Annotated in this window: 18 protein-coding genes; 2 read left to right on the top strand and 16 right to left on the bottom strand. The window is 28.9% G+C overall.

The features are described 5' to 3' along the window. Window positions 1-3: 3 nt before the first annotated feature. From WHD08_RS13330 to rnpA, 16 genes are all read right to left on the bottom strand, one after another. Window positions 4-774, bottom strand: a complete 771-nt coding sequence (locus tag WHD08_RS13330; protein ID WP_208890488.1) for a glycosyl transferase family 2 — start codon at window positions 772-774, stop codon at window positions 4-6. Beyond that, a complete protein-coding gene (locus tag WHD08_RS13325) occupies window positions 775-2,127 on the bottom strand; it encodes an exopolysaccharide biosynthesis polyprenyl glycosylphosphotransferase (protein ID WP_208890489.1) in 1,353 nt (450 codons plus the stop codon). Further along, on the bottom strand, window positions 2,124-3,122 hold the full coding sequence (locus WHD08_RS13320; protein WP_208890490.1) for an O-antigen ligase family protein: 999 nt from the start codon (window positions 3,120-3,122) through the stop codon (window positions 2,124-2,126). Before WHD08_RS13320 ends, WHD08_RS13325 begins: the two co-directional genes overlap by 4 nt. A 199-nt stretch (window positions 3,123-3,321) precedes the next feature. Continuing rightward, window positions 3,322-4,419 (bottom strand): DUF1972 domain-containing protein, encoded by a 1,098-nt coding sequence (locus tag WHD08_RS13315; protein WP_208890491.1) that lies wholly within the window; start codon window positions 4,417-4,419, stop codon window positions 3,322-3,324. Continuing rightward, window positions 4,419-5,675 carry an O-antigen ligase family protein gene (locus WHD08_RS13310; protein ID WP_208890492.1) on the bottom strand — a complete coding sequence of 419 codons (1,257 nt, stop codon included), beginning with the start codon at window positions 5,673-5,675 and terminating at the stop codon, window positions 4,419-4,421. Before WHD08_RS13310 ends, WHD08_RS13315 begins: the two co-directional genes overlap by 1 nt. Next, window positions 5,672-6,832, bottom strand: coding sequence for a glycosyltransferase family 4 protein (locus tag WHD08_RS13305; protein ID WP_208890493.1), 1,161 nt, complete (start codon window positions 6,830-6,832; stop codon window positions 5,672-5,674). The genes WHD08_RS13310 and WHD08_RS13305 overlap by 4 nt, the downstream gene beginning before the upstream one ends. A gap of 77 nt (window positions 6,833-6,909) precedes the next feature. Continuing rightward, window positions 6,910-7,674, bottom strand: a complete 765-nt coding sequence (locus WHD08_RS13300; RefSeq protein ID WP_208890494.1) for a glycosyltransferase family 2 protein — start codon at window positions 7,672-7,674, stop codon at window positions 6,910-6,912. An 18-nt stretch (window positions 7,675-7,692) separates the two neighbouring features. Beyond that, window positions 7,693-8,655 (bottom strand): hypothetical protein, encoded by a 963-nt coding sequence (locus WHD08_RS13295; RefSeq protein ID WP_208890495.1) that lies wholly within the window; start codon window positions 8,653-8,655, stop codon window positions 7,693-7,695. A 33-nt stretch (window positions 8,656-8,688) separates the two neighbouring features. Beyond that, window positions 8,689-10,002 carry a lipopolysaccharide biosynthesis protein gene (locus tag WHD08_RS13290; protein WP_208890496.1) on the bottom strand — a complete coding sequence of 438 codons (1,314 nt, stop codon included), beginning with the start codon at window positions 10,000-10,002 and terminating at the stop codon, window positions 8,689-8,691. 62 nt (window positions 10,003-10,064) lie between these two features. Further along, window positions 10,065-10,610 carry a dTDP-4-dehydrorhamnose 3,5-epimerase gene (gene rfbC / locus WHD08_RS13285; protein ID WP_208890497.1) on the bottom strand — a complete coding sequence of 182 codons (546 nt, stop codon included), beginning with the start codon at window positions 10,608-10,610 and terminating at the stop codon, window positions 10,065-10,067. Next, window positions 10,610-11,464: a glucose-1-phosphate thymidylyltransferase RfbA gene (gene rfbA, locus WHD08_RS13280; RefSeq protein ID WP_208890498.1), complete on the bottom strand. Its 855-nt coding sequence runs from the start codon at window positions 11,462-11,464 to the stop codon at window positions 10,610-10,612. The genes rfbC and rfbA overlap by 1 nt, the downstream gene beginning before the upstream one ends. Window positions 11,465-11,466: 2 nt before the next feature. Continuing rightward, window positions 11,467-12,474: a dTDP-glucose 4,6-dehydratase gene (gene rfbB, locus WHD08_RS13275; protein ID WP_208890499.1), complete on the bottom strand. Its 1,008-nt coding sequence runs from the start codon at window positions 12,472-12,474 to the stop codon at window positions 11,467-11,469. Window positions 12,475-12,477: 3 nt separating this feature from the next. Beyond that, complete coding sequence (locus WHD08_RS13270; RefSeq protein ID WP_208890500.1) at window positions 12,478-13,515, bottom strand: hypothetical protein; 1,038 nt, start codon at window positions 13,513-13,515, stop codon at window positions 12,478-12,480. A 33-nt stretch (window positions 13,516-13,548) separates the two neighbouring features. After that, window positions 13,549-15,228, bottom strand: coding sequence for a DUF6909 family protein (locus WHD08_RS13265; RefSeq protein ID WP_208890501.1), 1,680 nt, complete (start codon window positions 15,226-15,228; stop codon window positions 13,549-13,551). Between the two features lie 27 nt (window positions 15,229-15,255). Continuing rightward, entirely contained in the window at window positions 15,256-16,887 is a 1,632-nt protein-coding gene (locus WHD08_RS13260; RefSeq protein WP_208890502.1) for a S41 family peptidase, read from the bottom strand. Next, window positions 16,874-17,290, bottom strand: coding sequence for a ribonuclease P protein component (gene rnpA / locus WHD08_RS13255; RefSeq protein ID WP_244183311.1), 417 nt, complete (start codon window positions 17,288-17,290; stop codon window positions 16,874-16,876). Before rnpA ends, WHD08_RS13260 begins: the two co-directional genes overlap by 14 nt. Before the next feature lie 172 nt (window positions 17,291-17,462). Between rnpA and WHD08_RS13250 the strand changes: the two genes are divergently transcribed. Both WHD08_RS13250 and WHD08_RS13245 read left to right on the top strand, forming a co-directional pair. After that, window positions 17,463-18,641: an acyl-CoA dehydrogenase family protein gene (locus WHD08_RS13250; RefSeq protein ID WP_208890503.1), complete on the top strand. Its 1,179-nt coding sequence runs from the start codon at window positions 17,463-17,465 to the stop codon at window positions 18,639-18,641. Between the two features lie 156 nt (window positions 18,642-18,797). Next, a complete protein-coding gene (locus WHD08_RS13245) occupies window positions 18,798-22,247 on the top strand; it encodes a hypothetical protein (protein WP_208890504.1) in 3,450 nt (1,149 codons plus the stop codon). Window positions 22,248-22,509: the final 262 nt, after the last annotated feature.

Below are 22,509 nucleotides of genomic sequence, written 5' to 3'. Positions count from 1 at the left end.
TACTTAAAATCCCCATTTATGAAAATATTTAAAAGCAGATGAAGTATGGCGTAAAAATAATTCCAGACTTTTAGAAGAGCCTTGTTTTAAAACATGTATGATTTCTTCTTGAGGAAAATATAATTTCTTTTTCTCTAATAAATCTATTTTTTTACAAATATCAACATCTTCCATATACAAGAAATACCGTTCATCAAAACCATTTAATGCTATAAAATCTTCTGTTCTGTATAATTGGAAACAGCCTGTAATATATTCTGCAAAAAAAGGAATTTCTAAATCTCTTTCTCTGTATTCTCCTTTAAAAATAACAGCTCTAAACATTGGTTTTAAAAGCGTAAATCTTCTAGCAATTAATTCTGAAACAGATGGATATCTTCTACAAGAATATTGATGTTTTCCCTTTGGAAACAATACTTTAGGAGCAATCATTGCAACATCTTTATTGTTTTCTAATTCTTTAATTAAGTTAGAAATAACACCTAAGTTAAAAGAAACATCAGGATTTAAAATTAAATGAAATTTAGAGGTTTGTTTTATTTTATCAATTATAAAATTATGACCAGCACCAAAACCTATATTTTGTTCTACGGCAATATATTCTATCTGTTGATTGACAAAAACATACTCGAAAAACCTTAACGGAGTGTTGTCTATTAGGTAAAGCTTCTTTTTTAAAGGAATAGCTAAAAAGCACTCTATGGCTTTATGTAAATCTGTTAAGTTTTCTTTAAAAAGAACAATTGAACCTGTTATTATTATATCTTCTTTCATCTAGTATGCTTTTTCCTCTTTAATGAAAAAATTAAAACAAGTTTGTGCTATTATTTTTATATCTAAAAAAAACGACCAGTTTTCTATGTAAAAAATATCTAATCGTACTCTATTATCAATGTCAGATTTTTTAATTACCTCACCTCTATACCCACTAACTTGTGCTAAACCTGTAATACCTGGTTTTATAGAGTTTCTAATTAAATAATTTTCTACTTCGTTTGTATACTTTTCAGTTTGAACATTAATATGAGGTCTAGGTCCAACAATACTCATATCTCCTAAAAGTACATTGAAAAACTGTGGCAATTCATCTAAACTTGTTTTTCTCAAAAAGGCTCCCACTCTAGTAATTCTTTTATCATTCTTACAAGCCGACACTTTGTCTGCATTGCTATTTACTCTCATAGACCTTAATTTATAACAATAAAATTGTTTTCCATCTAAACCGTCTCTTTTCTGCTTAAAAAAGAAAGTACCTTTAGAATCTAATTTTATAACAACCCATAAGATTGGTAACATCCAAGATAACATGAAAAAACAGACGACGAATGAAAATAGTATATCAAAAACTCTTTTAATAACATGGGTTTCTATTTTCTCAAAAGGTAATGATTTAGGCTTTAAAATAGGAATTGTACCAAAGTATTCTAAAATAAAATCTTTACTATAAATGGCTTTATTTTCTGGTAAAATTCTTAATTCTAATTCGTTTTTTTCTACAAACTTTGTTATTTCTATCAATCGACCAGAATTCACTTTTGACGGATCACAATAGACTTCGTCTATTTTATTGTTAATAATATAACTAAAACCTTTATCTAAAGCCCCTAAATAATTTTTTGACTTATAAACTTTATCAGAAAAAAAACCGAAGAAACGATAGCCTAAATCATTTTTATGGTGAAATAAATTTTCTAATTTTCTGGCAGAACCTAGTTCTCCAAAAAGAACGATATTTCTATAATTTCTACCTTTAGATCTGTATTTTTTTAATACATAAAAGATTAAAAATTTAGTTGATGAAACTGTACAGAAAATGAGCGCAAAAACTAAAAATTGTTTATTAACAATTTCACCCTCTTTAAAAACACTAAAATAACTTAGGTATGCTAAAGAAAATATAAAAAATTGCGATAACAAGAGCGTAACCAACCTCCCCACATGGGTATACCTATACACATTGTAATATTTAGTGTAGTAAGATATAAATAACCAAAAAGCAGTGATATAAGATATAAAAGAAAGATTAAAATATTCTTTATCTGATACAAAATAGATAATAGAAATAATTAAAATTAAATCTATAACTACTATTAATGGTTTTATTAGTATGGATCTTTTTTTCTTCAATTAATATATTGTTCTCTTTTAGTTAACAACAATGAAACGGTTATAAAAAACACCATTCCTCTTTGTCTCCACAAAAATGATTCTGTAAAACTAACTACTAATATTAGAATTATAAAGGATAATAAAAAATAATCTTTATAAATAATTGCCTCTTTAAAAATGAAGAGTATAATTAGTAAAAGTAAACACAGACCAACAACTCCCAATTCTGCAAAAATTTGCATGTATTGATTGTGATAATTGTAATTTAAAAATCCTGGATAAAAATTATACTCTTTGTACTTTTCGTTTAAATTGTCTTGAGAATTATTTAAACCAGAACCCAAAACTATATTTTTTTTCTCTTTTAAAATCTCTATAAATGCTTTGGTTTGAAAAACACGCAGTCCAAAACCTGTCCAAAGATATACAGGGCCAAAATCCTTTTTATGTAAAACTTCTTCCATTTTAGTTTCCTCAAATTCTACTTTTATACGGCTATATAGATTACTTGCTGCAGGTATAATAATTAATAGAACTGCAATAAATAGAACAACCGATTTTAAATTTATTTTTTTAAATTTTCTTTTTTTAAGGAAATAAAAAATAGAAGTCATAAGAGTTATTGCAATTACCATTTTAGATGATAACAAAACAAGAAATAGACTCAAGAAAATTAAACTAAAAAACTCAAGTTTCGATTTATTTGGTTTCGTTAAAAAGAAACTAATTGCTAAACTTATAAATGCAGATAGGTAAATTGCATTTAAATTACCCAAACCACCACTTAATTTATGATAAAATAAAAAACTTATATCAGAATATTTACTTGTATTTACAACCCCAACAATAAGGCAAAGCAACGCATAGATTACCAATGAAAAAGAAAAAATACTGATCACTTTTTCTTTATTAAACTGTTTATCAGAATTAAATATAAATGCAATTGGTAAAACTAAATAAGATAGAAATTGTTCTAAACCAGATTTAGTATTCCCTAAATTATTAGTCCACAATAAGGAACATAAAAATAATATATATAAACTAATTAGTAATAAAGAAATCTTGTTAAAGTAAAACTGTTTCTTATTTGTTATAAACTTATAGCAAGCTGATAAAAAAAACAGTATGATAGCAATACTATTGGTAGCATGACCAACAATAGGTATTGTAACTAATACCGTAATAAGTAAAATTTCGGTAAGATTAGTTTTTTTAATTTTTTGAAAGACACTCTTGAAAATAGGAAAAATAGCTGCCATTTATTTTATTAATATCATACTCATTATTAATTTTTCTTATATTATTTTCAATTCTTAAGCTTTCATCCTGTTTATTTTTTTCTTTTAAATAAAAACTCACATCTTCTGCATTAAAAAAGTAATAAGCGTCTTCTTTTAGAACTGCTTTATTAAAGATATTATTGTGTGCAATAATTAAATTACTAGACCCCATAGCCTCTAATAAAGAGGGATTTGTACCACCCACAGAATGACCATGAAAATAAAGGTTACAAAAAAATCTAAGTGCATTTAATTCGCTATTATTATAGATGCTTCCTAAAAAAATAATTTCTTTACAATCCTCAAATTTTTGTTTTAACTTTTTACCAAAACTATTATTATCATAAGCGCCAATAACCAAAAAAGGAGTTTTTGATTCGCTTAGAACAACACCATCTAGAATCGTTTCAACATTATTCTCTGGCTCCATTCTTGCAATTAACATGTTGTATTTTAATTTCTCTACTTTAAATTTCTTTAAAATACTTTCATCAACATCAGAAACTACTTCACTCCCGTAAGCAATAAATTTAGAGTCTTTTTTATACTTATTGTCTATGTATTCTTTTATCCCTTCAGAATCTGAAACAAGATAATCACTATATTTTACACCTAACCTTTCTGCATACATTAAAAACTTTCTTACAAAAAAACTATACTTACTTCTTTTCCATTCTAAACCATCCATATTTGTTATGATTAAAGTTTTTTTTGGAAAAAGTAAAGACCAAATAGAACTACTTGTATAGCCTAATTGTAATATAATATCTAGATTTTTTTTTCTGGTATCTAAAATGCAATTTAAATCGTATACAAACTGACCAATGGTACCCATTTTACTTTCTGGATCATTGCAATGAATAATATGTACACCTTTAAATAAAGGTTCTTGATATGGATGATTAGAAGAATTATAAACATAAACTTCACAACCTTTTTCTACTAAATAAGTGGCCAAGTGTTCTGCAAACTGCTCGAAACCACCATAATGGTTTGGAATACCTCTTGTACCAATAATTCCTATTTTCATTAATTTTTTCTATTTGAGTTGGATTTTAGGTATAAAAAGATACCTAATATTATTGCAGTTTCTTCTTGAAGGTTATAAAGACCCGTAATTATTAACGATGAAAATATAAGATATAATGATGTTGCTGACAACAAATTTCCAAAATTTTTAGTATCTAAACGATCTGTTTTTCTATAGGCTTGAAAATACAAACTAAATAAAAAATACAGATAAATAAGCAATCCAATAACACCTGTTTTATAGAGTATAAAAATATATCCGTTATGTAATATGGGAATGTATCGTATAGTTCCTTCACTACTTATGGGTGCAGCAAACTTTAAATCTACCAAAGCACCGAAACCCTTACCACCAACGTAACTTACTGGAGACTCATTAAGGCCTTGCAACCCTCTAAGAGCCTCATAAGCCCTCCAATGATCCCATAAACTAGCATGGTTATTTAAATCTATTTTAGGTGAAAAAATTTCACTTGGAGCTATCTTAAGTTTATATAAGAAATTTTCGATCCCATCTCCCTTTCTATCTATTTTCACTGTAAATAGGTATGTATATAATATGGTTATAGCCAGCAATAATAGCCCTAAATACTTTAATCCTTTCTTATTTAATTTTAAATAATTTAAAACACCCAGTACAAGCAAAACTAAACCTACAAACATAGTTCTAGAAAAATACAGTGTAAAAGAAGTAAACAATAAAAATAAACAAATGTATTTTGTGCTTTTCTTTGAAAATATACTATATTCTTTGTACTTATTACCTAAAACAATTAAAGCAATCGAAAATACTTCAATTATATTCGAAAGACCATTTACACCTCGTATATGTGAGATAATATGAGGATGATTAAAATTGGTAAAAATTACAAAATGTAAAATATGATAAACTGCATACCCTACACCTAAATAAATTAATGCTTTAAAAACTACTTTCCAATCATTAATAAGTCTTGTAAGAAAATAACCTAATAGAATCAACAATACTGGTTTGGTAAAGTAAAGTAAATCTCTAATAAAATTATAAGCGCTAGGTTTATTAAAAATTGCTGTAAAACTACCGATACAGATTATTAATAATAAAAGGGAGAGTACGTCAAAATCTCGTTTTATCATTTTACCTTTATTAAGTAAAACAACAAAACTAGTAAGTACTAAAAGTAGTATTGTATTTACCTCTATAGAAGTAACTTCTCTATGTAAAACAAAAGACACTACTAATAATACTGGCCATATTTTTTTAATGGTTAATGTCAAAACGAATTATATAGAGCTTTAAAATTATTTACATATTTTTCTAAAGAAAAGTCAAACTTAGCTCTTTTTTCTCCTTCTTTTCCATACAATTCAATCAAGTTTTGATTTATAATTAAGGATTCTATTGATTTTTTTAAATCAGAGGCATTGTTTGGTTCAAATAGTAAACCTGTTTTATTATGTATAACTATTTCTTTCAGTCCTCCATGATTAGAAGCAATCACTGGTTTTTTAGACAACATCCCCTCTATAGCGACCAAACCAAAAGATTCTATGTCTGTAGTTGGCACCAAAACGATATCTATACAATCATAAAATTTCCAAATTTCTTTCTGAAAATCGACAATAGTTACAAAGTTTTCTAAATTCTTATTTTTAATCTCATCTTTTAACTCTTCTAGCAAAAACAGTTGAGATTTAATTGTAGAACCTACAAACAACAAGTAAATGTTGTTTTCTGGGTTCTTTTTGAGCTCATTAAAAACACTTAGTAATAATTGCTGCCCTTTATGTCTATTAATTCTCCCCACCAAACCAATTACTATGGATGATTTATCTATGGATTTAAAAAGTGAGTTTCTCAACAACATTTGCTCTTCCTTAGATGAAATGGGTACATTTCTATCTAATCCATTATAAATTATTGTAGATTTTTCTTTAAGTTTAGGCTTATTTTTATATAAATGTTCTGCAGAAGCTACCGAGTTAAAAACAACACAATCTGAAAACCAATCTACAAGAAACGGATAGGCTTTAGCCACCATTTTTGGGTGCTGAATTATTTCATGAACGTGCCAAATATGCTTAATATTATATATTTTACTGTAAAAAGCACCTAGAAACACTGCAATGGTGTTAGAATGTATAAGATCTATCTTTCTATTCCCTAATTTTTTTTTAAAAATACTTACGGCTTTATATATTTGAAATGGCAACTTAAAAACATTAAAATTTGTAAATAACTGCCTAGAAACCTTAATTACGGGTATAATAAAAACTTCTATGTTTAACTTTTTAAATTCCTCCGTCAAAGGGCCTTCTTCAGGCACAACTACTATTACATTTGCTACATCTTTAATAGACTCTAAAAGATATAATAGAGTCTTGTCTGACCCGTATAGGTCTGCTGATTGGTGAATAAAAAGAATGTTTTTCATTAAATTATAAATGCTTAATTATTTTGTCAGATAGCTACTCTTTTTTTATTATTAAAAAAAAACATGAGTTTTTATAATTAGAAGAACCTTTTTACAAAAGTAGAAAGATAATATTTTATTAGGGATAGATAAAAATCCATAAACGCTATTTGTTTAGAAATTTCTGCAGTGTCTATTTTAGCTTTTTTAGCCTCTTTAAAAGCCATTAATACATTTTTATTACTAATTCCACCATCTTTCATTTCTGCAGTAAACTGATTTATAAAAATAGTTTTTAAATTACTTTTAGCTCTTAAAAGCAGCTCATAATCTCCAGTAATTTTATAGTCTTCATTGTATACACCATAGGTATCAAAATAATTTTTATTATGAAAAGAACCAACATGAGCAATTTTCATTTCTCTTTTAAACTCATTCCATTTCCAAAGATCAGAGAATACGTGTTTTACTTTTCCTTTATTTACTAATTTAACTTTAGAATAAATAAAGTCTACGTTATTGTTTTGCGCTATGTTAAAAGCATATTTTTCTAAAGCATTTTCTAGATAAATATCATCAGACCCTAAAAAAGCAATCCAACCTCCTGTAGCTAATTTCAACCCTTTATTCCAGGCACTATAAATACCCGTATCTGGCTCGCTTACCCAAGTATATGTTATATTTTTTTCTTTAAATTGAGTTTCATATTTTTTGATAATACTAATTGTATTATCTTCAGATTTCCCATCAATAATTATGTATTCGAAATTAGTATAATCTTGATTTAAAACAGACTTAATTGTTTCATCTAAAGTTTTATCACTATTAAATGTTGCTGTTATGATGCTTAATAAAGGATTCATAAAATTAAATAGCCCTTTTTAGTTTTGGTTTAAAAATTGTTTTATCGTGTTCCATCTATTAGTCCAAGTATGATTTTCTAATACTTTTTGGTAATTTTTTTCAATAAGAGGAAAATAATCTGAATAATTATTCAAAATTGAAATTATTTGACCTTCAGGATCTTTTGTGTCAATCTCTATTACCGGGTTGTAACCAAAAAGTGTAATCATTTCTTTTGGAGCATGCCCTAAAATAAGACATTTAGAAACCATAGATTGTAAATACCGAATTGTCATCGTTTCTATATTTCCAGAACGCTCTGGATGCGTAATACTAGACGGCACACAAATAGATATTTTAGACTTTGCCATTCCTTTTACAAACCCTTCTCGTGTTGGGAAAATAATCTTTCCTGGTTGTTTCTCATATAAATACTCCTTTTTATTAAATTCTAAACACGAAACTATTTGTGCATGGTAAGATTCATACTTTCTACCCAATGCAAGTACATCAATTGTTTTGTCTTTAAAACTGTAATGTTTGTAACCACCTGGATTTATACCTTCTGAAACCCAAAAACAATTCGTATTTGGTGTTTTAGATCGAATAGCTTCAACGGCTTGAGAAGAAGTCAAAAACAAATTATCAACTTTAAAACCATTTACAAACTTAATAATTTCATCATGCTTTTCAGGCCATGCATCAAAAATGTAAATACTTTTATTAGACTTAGAAAAGAATCTTGGTAAACATTTACTAAAATTGGTTCCCATTAAAACTGCTAATAAATGTATTTTAAATTTTTTAGCTAAGTCCCTATTATTTTTACTTGTTACTTTGTTTCTTGTAACTACATTCCATAAATGGAATAATATCTTAGAAAACGTTTTATTAGTTTCATTAATAGAAGTTACAGAAGCGTCTGATAGTATAATTTTCTCAAATTCTTCTACGGTATCTAAAGAAACGTGATAATTATATTTCTGACGTATTAACTTCATCTTGTGTATAGCTTTCTAATTAATAAACTCCTTTTAGTTTTTTAAAATTTCATTCTTTTTCAAAATATTATAGGTCTGAAAAGGTAGTAAAAAGACCATCGCAATAATACTAACCGATGTTCCTAAAATAACACCAGAAATACCTAAATCTAGATATTTTACAAATAACACTGAAACAGGTATATTAATAACTGCTCCCATAATAAATAAATACATTTGTAATTTTATTTCTCCTATTGCATTTAAAAAATACATATATACCAAAGGAAAAATTCTTATCAGCACAAATAAACCCATAAAATAAGTTAAGGTTTCATCTACCACAAACTCTTTACCAATCCAAATTGATATAATTGTTTTGGTTAAAAGAATTAAAACTATTGTACCAATGCAAACAAGTATAAAAAGTTTATTCATTCTTTTTAATGTTGCCCTAATCCAAATAAAATCTTTCTTTTGGTAAGCGTCTGTAAAAAGAGACCAAAAGGGATCTAAAAGTATGGTTGACAACATTATAATAACTTGAAATAATTTAAAAACAATATCATAATTTGTAACGGCATCCGGACCTAATAAATTACTGATAATAATATTATCAGTAATAAAAATAACAATCATACACATCTGAATTATAAAAAAACGGATGCTCAAACTCATTAAATCATTAATTCTTTCTTTCTTAAAGCTTTTAATAGATGGAAGGATCTCTTTCCTTTTATTAAAAAAAACAAAACTAAAAATGATACTTACAATAAGATTAGACAACCCGTAAATGTAAGCAACATTTAAAATAGATGATTCTAAGTTATTTAAAGCATAATATATAAAGCCGAAAACGACAAATCGATAAAGAAAAAGCGAAAATTCTACCACAGAAGCTTTCTGAATTGCGTAAAAGAAAACTTTATAAAGACTTAAAACAAAGTTGGACACAATAAATATCAGTATCACAAAAAAAACCGATTGAAGGTTTTTATTAGAAACTAAGTCCCCAACATTTAACAAACTATTTAAGTTTACTAAGTATATTGTAGCACCACCAACAAGAAAAAAGCCGATAGAAATAAAAAAAATAAGAACAGATGCTGTGGATATATATTCTTTTGCAAGCCTAACATTCTTATTACTAATTGCCTCTGTTAATTTTGTTTTTAAACCGTTTGCAATACCAGCATCTACAAAAAACAAGATATTAACAATAGAGAAAATTGTAACCCAAACACCGTAATTAGAAGTGCCTAAATACTTTAATAAAAAAGGAATTGTAAGATATACAATTCCCATATTTAATATTTTAAACACAAAACCTAGGGATACGTTCTTTAAAATAATCTTTCTTCTATCCATCAACCTCTTCGGTTATTTTTGTTCTTATTAGCAATAAAACTAATTTTTATAAATAAATAGAATTACTTATTAAAACTAGCAAACGTTTTTAATACAGTATCCTTTTCTGAAAGTGTAATTTTATCCGAAGGTATTTTCCAATCAATATTTAAATCTTTATCATCAAATAAAACACCATCTTCCGCTTCTGGTTGATAATAATTATCACATTTATACGATACAATTGTATCATCTTCTAAAACAGAAAAACCATGTAAAAATCCTCTTGGAACAAATAATTGCTTATTATTTTCTGCCGATAATTCTACAGAAAAGACTTTACCAAAAGTTTCAGAACCTTTTCTAGCATCAACGGCAACGTCTAAAATCTTCCCTTTTACAACTCTTACTAATTTTGCTTGGGCAAACTCTCCCCTTTGCAAATGCAAACCTCTTACAACTCCGTATTGAGAAGTAGACTGATTTCCTAAAACAAAATCTCCTTTAAATCCCGTTTTCTCTTCAAACTCCTTTTTATTATATTCTAATAAAAAACACCCTCTATTATCTTTAAAAAAAAGAGGTTCTATAACATAACATCCTTTTAAATTTGTTTCCGTAACTTTCATTATATTTTTAATAAATTATTAGAATAACCGCTTTTTAACAAAGGCTTTGTTATTTCTATCATTTGTTCTTTTGATATAAAATCGGCTCTATAAGCAGCTTCTTCTATAGAACCAACTTTTAAACCTTGTCTTTCTTCAATTACTTGTACAAACTGACCTGCTTGCATTAAAGAGTCGAAAGTACCTGTATCTAACCAAGCAGTTCCTCTATCTAAAATTTCTACAGATAGTTTTCCTTTTTTTAAATACACGTTGTTTATTTCTGTTATTTCTAACTCTCCTCTTTTACTTGGCTTTATATTTTTAGCAATTTCTACAACTTCATTATCATAAAAATAAATACCAGGAACCGCATAATTAGACTTTGGTTTTTCTGGCTTTTCTTCTATTGAAATTGCTCTTTGATTATCATCAAATTCTACCACACCATATCTTTCTGGATCATTTACATGGTAAGCATACACAATACCTCCATTGGGATTGTTATTCGCTTTTAACAAATTAGATAACCCAGAACCATAAAAGATATTATCTCCTAAAATTAAAGCAACCTTATCTTTACCTATAAATTTTTCACCTATAATAAAAGCTTCTGCCAAACCATTTGGTTCTGCTTGCACTTCATATTCAAAACTGCAACCAATTTGATTTCCGTTTCCTAATAACTTTTTAAACAAGGGTAAATCTTGCGGTGTAGAAATAATTAGTATCTCTCTTATTCCGGCAGAAATTAAAGTGGAAATAGGATAGTAAATCATCGGTTTATCATACACTGGCATTAACTGTTTACTTACTGCCAATGTAAGTGGGTGTAATCTTGTACCAGAACCTCCTGCTAAAACTATTCCTTTCATATCTAACTATATTTTTCTAAATACCACTGAATGGTTTTTCTAATACCAGTCTCAAAATTCTCTTTAGCTTTCCAGTTTAATTTATTTTCTATTTTCGATGCATCAATTGCATATCTAAAATCATGACCAGCTCTATCTTCTACAAAACTAATTTGTTTTTTATACGGTTTCTTTTTTGGTTTTTCTTCGTCTAAAATTTCACAAATAGCATTTGCTATATATAAATTATTTCGTTCGTTTTTACCACCAATATTGTAGGTTTCTCCTAATTTACCTTCTTTAAAAGCAAGTGCTATTCCTGTACAATGGTCTAATACAAATAACCAATCTCTAATATTTTTTCCATCACCATAAATGGGAATATTTTCCCCAGAAATTGCTTTTCTTATAATTGTAGGAATCAGTTTTTCGTCATGTTGTTTTGGTCCATAATTGTTAGAACAATTGGTGGTTACAACATTCATCCCAAATGTATGAAAATAGCTTCTCACCATAAAATCTGATGATGCTTTAGAAGCACTATAGGGGCTGTTTGGTGCATAAGGTGTTTCTTCAGTAAACAAACCTGTTTCTCCTAAAGTACCATACACCTCGTCTGTAGAAACATGTAAAAATCTTGAATTTTCAAAACCTTCTATAAATACATTAGGACTTTCCATCCAATATTTTTTTGCTACATCTAGTAAATTAAAAGTTCCAAAAACGTTGGTTCTAACAAATGCATCAGGATTTTTAATAGAATTATCTACATGAGATTCTGCTGCAAAATGAATAACGCCTGTAAACTTATGTTCATTAAAAAGATTTTCTACCAAATCTCTATCACAAATATCTCCTTTTACAAAAGTATATCTTTCATTATTTTCTATTTCAGATAAGTTAGAAAGATCTCCTGCATACGTAAGCACATCTAAATTTACTACTTTGTAGTTTTTATGTTCGTTTAAAAAATAAGGGATAAAATTAGAGCCTATAAACCCTGCTCCACCTGTTATAAGAATTGTTTGCATTGTTTATTTTTTGTAGTTATTTAGAAATGTATTTAATTGTTTTATCATTAAAAATAAAACCATAAGACCTGCTCCTAAAACAGCTAATAAAAAGGCATAATTTTGCGCAACACCACTTACTTTATATCCTACGGACTGAAAATTAGAAATTACATTAATCACTTCATATTTCTCAGACCTATCATTAACAACGTCTCTTAACTCTGCATTAATTCTTCTATTCGTATCAAAAAGCTCTAACTCTTTGGTTGTGCTCTTAACACCTCCTAAATCTATATTTGTTCCGTTACTTTGTTTTTTTGCCTCTTCAACCATTACCTGCATGTAAACCCTTCTTAAAGAATCTACCTGACCTAAATTTTGACGCAATAAAGAATCTGTTCTATTTAAGTTCTCATTACTTAATTCCTTTAATCTGTTAAAGTATTTATTCTTTACTACCGAAGAAATAATAACATCTCCTAAATTATTAAAAACGTCGTTTTTCTCTGAAACTACGTGAATTTCATGAATTTTATAATCATAATCTGAGAAGGCATTTTTAAACTGTTCATATTTGTAACTCTTTACCGTAGTTGTATCTACTGCTAAAATAAATTTATTATAAGAATCAATAATATCATTTTCAGTTTCTACGGAAGTGATTGTAAACTTCTTAAAACTTGCAGCTGTTGGTTCGTCTAAATTAAATATTTCAGCTAAGTCTGCCGTCTTTTTCTGTCTTACAAGGTCATTATAATAATTTATATTATTATATAATTGCCTTGTACTTTCAAAATTCGGTTTTACAAGTAAATCAGATCCATAAAGATCTTTCTTTTTTACCTCCAAAAAGACACCTGCAACAACTCCTACTAATGCTGCAATTGCAATCTTAATAAAGTGTTGTTTAAAGAAGATTAAAATTATGATTAGAAAATTAAAAATTCCTTTAAAAATACTTCCAATAAAATTAAAAAACTTAGAAAAACCTTTACCTATAAGCACAAATAATGAACCTAAATCTATTTCTTCTTCGTTATTTTTTTGATTTGTTGACATTCTTTTTTGATATAATATTTTAGTCTTAGACTCTTAAAAAATTTGTTCTAATATTTTTTGTGTAATCGCGTATGTTGGTGTAACACCTGTCATACCTAAACCTCCAGAAGCCAATGTTGCTCCTGTTTCTAGCGGATTATCTGATGCATAATAGGCATACCTTACTTTTACATTTTTAGAAATATTCCCTCTAATTTTAGAGGCAGATTGTATTGCTTTTTGATAATGAGCACCTTCCATTTCTAAACCAATAACATTCCATGTAGAATCATGGAAAAACTGTAACAAATCTTTATTCTGTAATGAAGTTCCTAAAACAGAAATCATAGAACCATCAAAAACTTCTACTCCAAAACCTTCTAAATCTTCTTTAGACAACTCGTTTTTAAACGGATAATTATCTGCAGTACCTTCAAAAATATGTGCAGTAGGAATCATAATATCTCCTTTACCACCTTCTAAAATACCTGCTTTTCCCATTATAGAAACAGATTTTACATCTAGGTGATTTTTCTTCTTTGTGTTTTTATATGGTTTTAAAAGCTCATCCATAGTTTCGTAAGCTTGCTCACCAAAAGCATAATCCATTACAATGATAACAGGCTTTTTATTTACAGAATTTACTTTATCAAACGGAGAATCTTCAAAATTAATTTTTTCTGTATCTATTACTTGAACATTAATATTGGTACCCGAAGTATCTTTAATATAGATTAATCCATTTTCAGAGGCATATTCCTTAACTGCTTTTTGTAAAGGCTTACTATCAGAATTACTTAATAATTGAAACAGCCCAAAACCTTCATGCTCTTCAGCCTCTTTTGGCAACGCACCTTTGGCATAAATAGAATTTAAGACACTGTGCATGTTGGCACTAATAATATGAATTGGTCTTTTTAGTAGACTATTTTCTTTTAGTACTTTTTTAATATTATTAGCCCAAATATCTCCATAAATATGGTGTCCTATTTCTTCGATTAAAACAGAACTAAAAGCTACTTTTCGCTTCTTATTATCTAAAACCTCATTAATAGCTAATTTACCCAACCAATAAATTAAATGAAAAAATCGATCCTTTTTTTCTGATGTTGCAAATGCTTTATGAATATCTATTACCTCCTCAAAAGTTCTTCCTAAAATATTACTTAAATGCGCAGTAGCAACCTCTCTTTCTTGGTCTGTAATTTCTTTATTATAGATTACAATATCTTCTAAATATTTCCATTCTCTAATAAAATCTGTCCCTTCATTTATAGTTACTCTTTTTTGAATTTTATGAGATTCTATAAACAAGAACGTTAAATGCGTAAGAATGTCATAAATTTCAGAACGACCACGTGTAATTTCTATATTCATTTGGTCTTTGTCTATTCTGTAACAATTTCTTCTTCTTTTTGGAGGAATTATTGTTTCAAAATGAGAATCACTATAACCTTCATCTGCAGTTAAGTTTATAAATTGGCATTCTTCAATTCCTCTTGGAAGCCTTTCAATTACATAAATTAAACCATTCAACTCAATTCTTTCTTCTGCAATTGAACCATAAATTTCTGGTCTTAATAAAAGTAAAGATTTACGTAAAGTTTCTCCAGAAATACCCATTGGCTTGTAAAAACCTCTACTAAATAAATGACGCATAGAAATATATAATTTTTCTATTGCATTTGTAGACTCGTGAGCTCTAGTTCTATCTGTTTTATTTATTTTTGTCATTTTCAATTTTAATTTTCAAATATAAAATTATTTAGCGGATAAAATTTGCTTATATTTTTCTTGGTTTTTTAATACGTTAACCGCTTCTCTTATAACCAAATCATTCTTTAATTTATGGTTATATACACCCTCATCAAAATAGTATTTATTTAGAATTTCTTCTTCAAGAACTATTTTAAGAATATCTTTATTCTTAGTGATTTCATCTACTTTATTTTTAAATAATTTTTCTTGAATTTTCTCATATTCACTAGAAATATTATTTACTGTTATAGCTTTATACGCTTCTTTAAACAAAGCTTCTTGCTTGGTAACAAATGTGGTATCTAACTCTAAATAATTGGTGAATTTATTAAAATCAGCCTCTTTAAATTCAAAATTAAGAGCACTTTCTATTGATGGATGCTGATAATAATAATTTACAGCAAAATTAAAAATAGCTTTAGAGTTTAAGATCATCTCAGTTGCTTCTGTTTTTTCTGATGTTTTAATAACTACATCTGGCAAAACACCGCCACCATCATATACTTTTCTTCCGTTTGCCGTTTTAAACTCATTTATTCCTGCATCAGAAAATTTAGGAACTTTTCCGTTTTTATCTCTATTAGCATAATCTAACTCCTGAATACATCGACCACTTGGCGTATAATACTTAGAAATTGTTAATTTTAATTGGGTACCGTATGTCAATTTTCTATAACGCTGCACCAATCCTTTTCCAAAAGAACGCTGCCCCATAATTACAGCTCTATCATAATCTTGCAAAGAACCACTTACAATTTCTGATGCCGAAGCAGAACGTCCATTTACTAAAACTACAATCGGCACTTCTAAGTCTAAAGGATCATTTGTACTTTTATACGTATTACTCCATTTTTTAACTTTTGCTTTTGTAGAAACAATCACCTCTCCTTTTGGTAAAAAGAAATTAGAAATATTTATAGATTCTAGCAAAGAACCTCCTGGATTTCCTCTTAAATCGAAAACCAGTTGCTTCATACCCGCTTTCTTTAATTTTCTAAATGCTTTTTTTACCTCGGATGACGCTTTTTCATTAAAGCGTGTTAATACAATATATCCCGTTTCTTCATCGATCATTTCAGAAAAAGGGACTGGATTTATCACCACTTTATCCCTCGTTATTTCTTTCTGAATACTTTTTCCTTGTCTTTCTATTTCTGCAGAAAAGGTGCTATTTGGCGTTCCTTTTATCAACATAGAAAGTTGCTCACTTTCCATATCTTTTACAGATTGCCCGTCTATAGAAGTAATAATATCTCCAGATTTTAAACCTGCTTTATCTGCCGAATATCCCTTAAAAATTTCTTTAATCTGAATTCCTTGTTTTATATAATAAACAGAAACACCAATACCGCCATACTCTCCTTCTCGTAATATTTTTGCATCTTCTACATCTTGCTCATTGTAAAAGTTGGTATAAGGATCTAAATCTTTAAGCGTATTTTTAATAGCGCTATTTGTTAATTCTGCAGGATTAATTTCATCTACATAATACATATTTAACTCTTTAAATAATGTATTGTAAATTTCAATTTGCTTGGCAACCTCAAAGAATTTCGATTTAAATGCAAACGATAAAAAGATTGTTCCTACTAAAAGAACAATAATTGTATTTTTTGAAAACTTAAACCTCTTCATTTTTTTTATTTTTTACTTCACTAACAAACCGAGTTAGTAATTTTTCCATTTTTAAGAATATCTCGTCATAAGTACATTTATCTTTCCCAATATACGAAATCATAAAAACATAAGGCTCCTCTAAATTATTGTAGACAATTTCTTTTTGCAAACGATAGGATTCTCGCATTAACCGCTTAATCCTGTTTCTATCTACAGCCAGTTTAAAATTACGTTTAGGAACAGAAACCCCTACTTGAGCTGGGAATTCTGAGGTATGATCTGTTTGTAAAAAAATCATTCTAAGAGGATACGCTTTCACAGAATTTCTCTCTTCGTAAAGTTTTTCTATGAGCTTTTTACTTTTTAAACGCTCTTCTTTTCCTAAGGTATGCTTCATGCATACAAACTTAATAGAAATCATCTACTTTTTATAGATTTTGTATCTTTAACTTTCATATTTATTCCTTTATTAAAGTTTAATTTCTGACAAACAAAAACATAAATATTAAACAACAATCAATATATTTGTTTAAAAACACACATATTGTTCAAAAAATAAGATTAAATTCGAATCCACTTTTAGATATAAACTTATGAAACAAGATCTTTTTCAAGCTCCAGATTATTATAATCTAGATGATTTATTATCCGAAGAACACAAACTAGTAAGAACTGCAGCTCGAGAATGGGTAAAACGAGACGTTTCTCCTATTATTGAAGAATATGCTCAAAAAGCAGAGTTTCCAACTCAAATTATTAGTGGTTTGGCAGAAATTGGTGCTTTTGGCCCTTACATTCCAGAAGAATATGGTGGCGCAGGATTAGATCAAATTTCTTACGGATTAATTATGCAAGAAATAGAACGTGGAGATTCTGGAGTTCGCTCTACTGCTTCTGTGCAATCTTCTTTGGTAATGTATCCTATTTTTAAATATGGAAATGAAGCACAACGTAAAAAGTATTTACCAAAATTAGCTTCTGGCGAATGGATGGGCTGTTTTGGATTAACAGAACCAAATCATGGTTCTAATCCGTCTGGTATGGAAACCAAATTTAAAGATATGGGAGATCACTATCTTTTAAATGGTGCAAAAATGTGGATTTCTAACGCTCCTTTTGCTCAAGTTGCTGTGGTTTGGGCAAAAAATGAAGAAGGTAGAATTCATGGTTTATTGGTAGAACGCGGAATGGAAGGTTTTACAACGCCTACCACACATAATAAATGGTCTTTGCGTGCATCTGCAACCGGAGAACTTATTTTTGATAATGTAAAAGTGCCTAAAGAAAATTTATTACCAAATAAATCTGGACTCGGAGCACCTTTAGGTTGTTTAGATTCTGCAAGATTCGGAATTGCTTGGGGCGCAATTGGTGCGGCTATGGATTGTTATGATACCGCTTTACGTTATTGTAAAGAACGTGAACAGTTTGGCAAACCGATTGGCCAATTTCAATTACAACAGAAAAAATTAGCAGAAATGATTACTGAAATCACCAAAGCACAATTATTAGCCTGGAGATTAGGTACTTTAAAGAATGAAGGAAAAGCAACTTCTGCTCAGATTTCTATGGCAAAAAGAAATAATGTCGACATGGCTATTCATATTGCAAGAGAAGCGAGACAAATGTTAGGTGGAATGGGCATTACTGGTGAGTATTCTATAATGCGTCACATGATGAATCTGGAAAGTGTAATTACCTATGAAGGAACGCATGACATTCACCTATTAATTACAGGTTTAGATGTAACTGGTTTAAGTGCTTTTAAGTAGTGTTTTTTATGGTTTGGTTAAACGTTTAACAAATGTTGAAATTAAGACAAAAATCAATAAAACGATTTATTTTCAACAAGAGTTAAATACATAGTGTTTCAATAACTTAGCAATGAAAATTTTATGGTATTTTTATAAGAGTTTAAAAATATCATTATGCAAGAAACTAGAAATGACATTATTCAGTTTATCAACCTACAATTAGCTTCATTAGGACAACCTACTTTTAAGGACAAACCAGAAAATTCTATTCAATTTTTAGATCCGAAATTTGAGGAATTAACTTGCAGTCTTATTAAAAGTATCAAGCAAAGATCTAGATTATTATCGGACCATCTTTCTCCTGCAGATTCAAGAATACAAGCATTTATTAATGATTATTTAAAAAAAGTGTCTATTAATAAATCTCTTGTAATACCAAACAACACGTTGGTATTAACTAAAAAAGGACAAGCAAGAGAACTTAGTTTACCTCCAGATGGTGATTCTTTTAAAAGTAATTTAGTTACTACTAGCAGAATAAAACAAGGTATTTTAAACAATCCATTAAACGATAAAAGAACAACAAAAGGAACTTTTCATATTGTAAAAGGCAGCTTACCTGTACCATTAGACAAAAAAGAAGTTCCGCAAGAAACTTTTGCGCATTTATTGCATTCAGCTTTTAATCCTTCGGATGATTTAAAAACACTTCCGTTTACCTCTAGTCAAGATAAACAAGCCAAAGTAATGGTTTCTTCACTTTTAAGACCTGTGGTTTGTCCGGAAGTTAAAGGAGTAATCTCAGAAAAATCATTAGAGGTTCGCTTTTTTGTACCAGGAAACTTAGTAAGTAATTTAGATTTTGTAGAGTCAATTTTCGGCAATGCCGGAGACCATAACTTAGCACAAAATGATGCTGCTTTAGATACAGAACACTGGACTGGACATACTGGCTGTATTGTTTTAGCTCCACAATTAAAAGAATTAAAAAAGAAAGATGTTGGCTTACCTCATTTTGATGATGCTACAGAACGTCAGAAAAAAGACGGAATGTGTTGGGAAAATGAAGAGGAACTTTATAATGAAGGTGGTGCTTTTAAAATTACCTGTAGAGATGACAGAGGTGTTGTAGTAACCCTAATTGCAGATAATTATTACGGATATTCCAAAAAAGAAATAAAAACTCAAATTAGTTATTCTGCCAACCTATTTGGTTTGGTAGAGGAGGAACATGCAGGTGGTGCAATTGCATTTGCTAGAAGAGTTATGGGCGATACCGTAGATGGTAAAGTACAATCTGAGTTTTACAACTTTAAACATACTTTTGAAGGTGTAAAACAACTTTTAGGAGATACCATAGAGGTAAAACCAGAAAACTATGCGGTAGATAAAAAATACCCAAACATTGTTTACATCCCGGAGTTTGCATACATAAACACCAATACTAACAGCATTACATGGATGCATAAAAGTAAAGAGCAGAAATTAACATTGTCTCCTTACAAAACTTACATACACCCTACGGGAAGTAAATTAAAATTAGAAAAACATAAATCTATCGATTTATGGAGAATTATAGAAACTTTTGCAGAAGGTGTTTTTTGCCACAAACCATGTACAGTTTCTGGTGGTGGTAAATCTGAGATTTCTAAACCAATGCAAAATGCTATTACGTATAGTACTTTTAACATTCATAATATAGAAGAAGACTTTAAAAAGGCCGACGAAATTATAGAGTATGTATATTCTAATCGATGGAAAGTAAAAGACCCAAACAGACCAATTTCTAGATCTTTTTTAAGTGAAAAAAGAACGTTAAGTTCTGCTGTTAAATTATTAATTCCGTCGAAACACAATTCTGATGAGTTCAATCAATTTTTAGAAGAAATACCTGTGCATATTCGTTCTTTAGTCCTTTTTGTAAAAAGGTTATACAGACAAGCACACGGAACTTTAAATTGGAAAGAGTACATGTCTGTTGAAATTATCAACGGAAAAAAAGGAACGAGTTTATTATACAACAACACACCCGTTGTTGGTAGTTATGTTCGTATTGGTTTTAATGAACAAGGAAATTGGATGTTAAACAAATTACGTTCAGATTTCTCTCCTTCAGAAAAAATACAAACAGAAGATGATATTACAGCTTCTATTACCATACCTAGAAATCAATTAAAAAACTTAAACCCAGAATTCACCAATAAAAGTTTAAAATTATTAACTAATTGCGAGGCACATCTTTTTCAGAGACCAGATGAAGCGGTAGTAAGAGGTTATGATAAAGCTGCCGAATTAGATTTGGTAACAAACGGCCGTTTTTTAACCAACTACGAGTTACTCAAAAAAGAAGACGCTATTGCTTTATACGAAGACACTATCAACTTTGACAAATACACAAAACCAGTTAAAGATTTTATTGAAAGTATTGTTAAAAGTGATAAAAAAGAACAGTTTTTTGCTCTGCCTTCTCATACGAGAATTGTAAATGGTGAACCTACCAAAAACCCTCGTTATTTAGAGCCTTGTAAAAATGTTGTAGAAACTGAAGATACTTATTTAGCGGATATTGGTGTTCGTTTAGTTAGAAAAATTAACTTAAACGAACCTGTATATCATGTTGTAAATGCTGTTTTACCTGGTAGAAGAAATAATCCTGTTGATAAAGCTGCAGGAATAAGACCTTTGGCAGTTTATAACCCAATTCACTACCAAGAAGCGCCAGAATTATTTATGGACTTTATCTGTAGTTTAACAGGGAAATCTCCATCTACTACTGGAGCTGGTACAGAAGGAGCTTTAACAAAAGCACCATTTAACATGCTTACTCCAACAACAGACTTAAATAACGCATTGTTGTCTCATATCTTAACAGAATCTAATGGATTTAGCACTGCTGCAGGTTATGTAGGTGCAGAAAATAAAATAGACCACGATGTTAGTTTATTAATCCCTGAAATTTGGGCAAGACTAGAACCTAAAGACAGGGATCCTAAAGAGTTAATTAAAAATGGTTCTTTAGAAAAAATTAATGATTTTGAATACGAAGGAGAAACTATTTTAGCAAGTAGATTAGGATACAGAATTACAAAAACATTTTCTTACAGATGTCTAAATAGAATTTTTGATGAACCTACAGCTGTTTTTAGCGAAAGAATGTTAAAACCAGAATTACAAGGTTTAGAAGATTTTGTAGATGGAATTAAAAATATTACTGAAGCACAACAAAAGGTGGCTTTAAACTATTTTGAAGATGGAAGCATAACTGCTGCTATTCCGCCATTAAAAGTGCTGTTACATATTATGGCATATGGTAATTATGAAGGAAAAGACATTAGTGATCCAGAATTACGTAAATTATTTGAAAGAGAGTATGTAATTAACAGCGATTGGTACAAAGAGAGATTACAATTAAAACAGCAAAAAGACATTGCTTTTTATGATAATCAAATAAAATATTCTGAAGATTTTATTGCAAATCCTTATAACAATTCTATTGCTTCAGAAATGGATATCAATACACGATTAGAAAACTTAAAACGACAATATAAACATGTAATTTCTAATGAATATTTAGAGAGTTTATTGGGTACAATTGGTACAGATCCTTTATATAGAAAGGGATAATAATTAAATTAAGCTAAGAAGCTTTTAGCAAAATATGAGGGCATCGCTTACAGTTGATGCCCTTTTTTTTATACTTATTACAACAGCTACTCTTTGGTTTTATGCAATTAGACGAACAAACACTATCACAAACGGATGTATTTAACATAGAAACTACGGGCTTACTTTCAGTATAAAAAACAATCATCTTAAATAATTATGCGACAAATATAGTCTTTATTTAGAATAAATAAATATAACAAAACGATAAAATTACTAATTT

Origin of the sequence: Polaribacter sejongensis (assembly GCF_038024065.1) — a bacterium.
Lineage (GTDB): Bacteria > Bacteroidota > Bacteroidia > Flavobacteriales > Flavobacteriaceae > Polaribacter > Polaribacter sejongensis.
The sequence above is the reverse complement of the archived record's forward strand: the minus strand, read 5'-3'. Positions and strand labels throughout refer to the sequence as shown.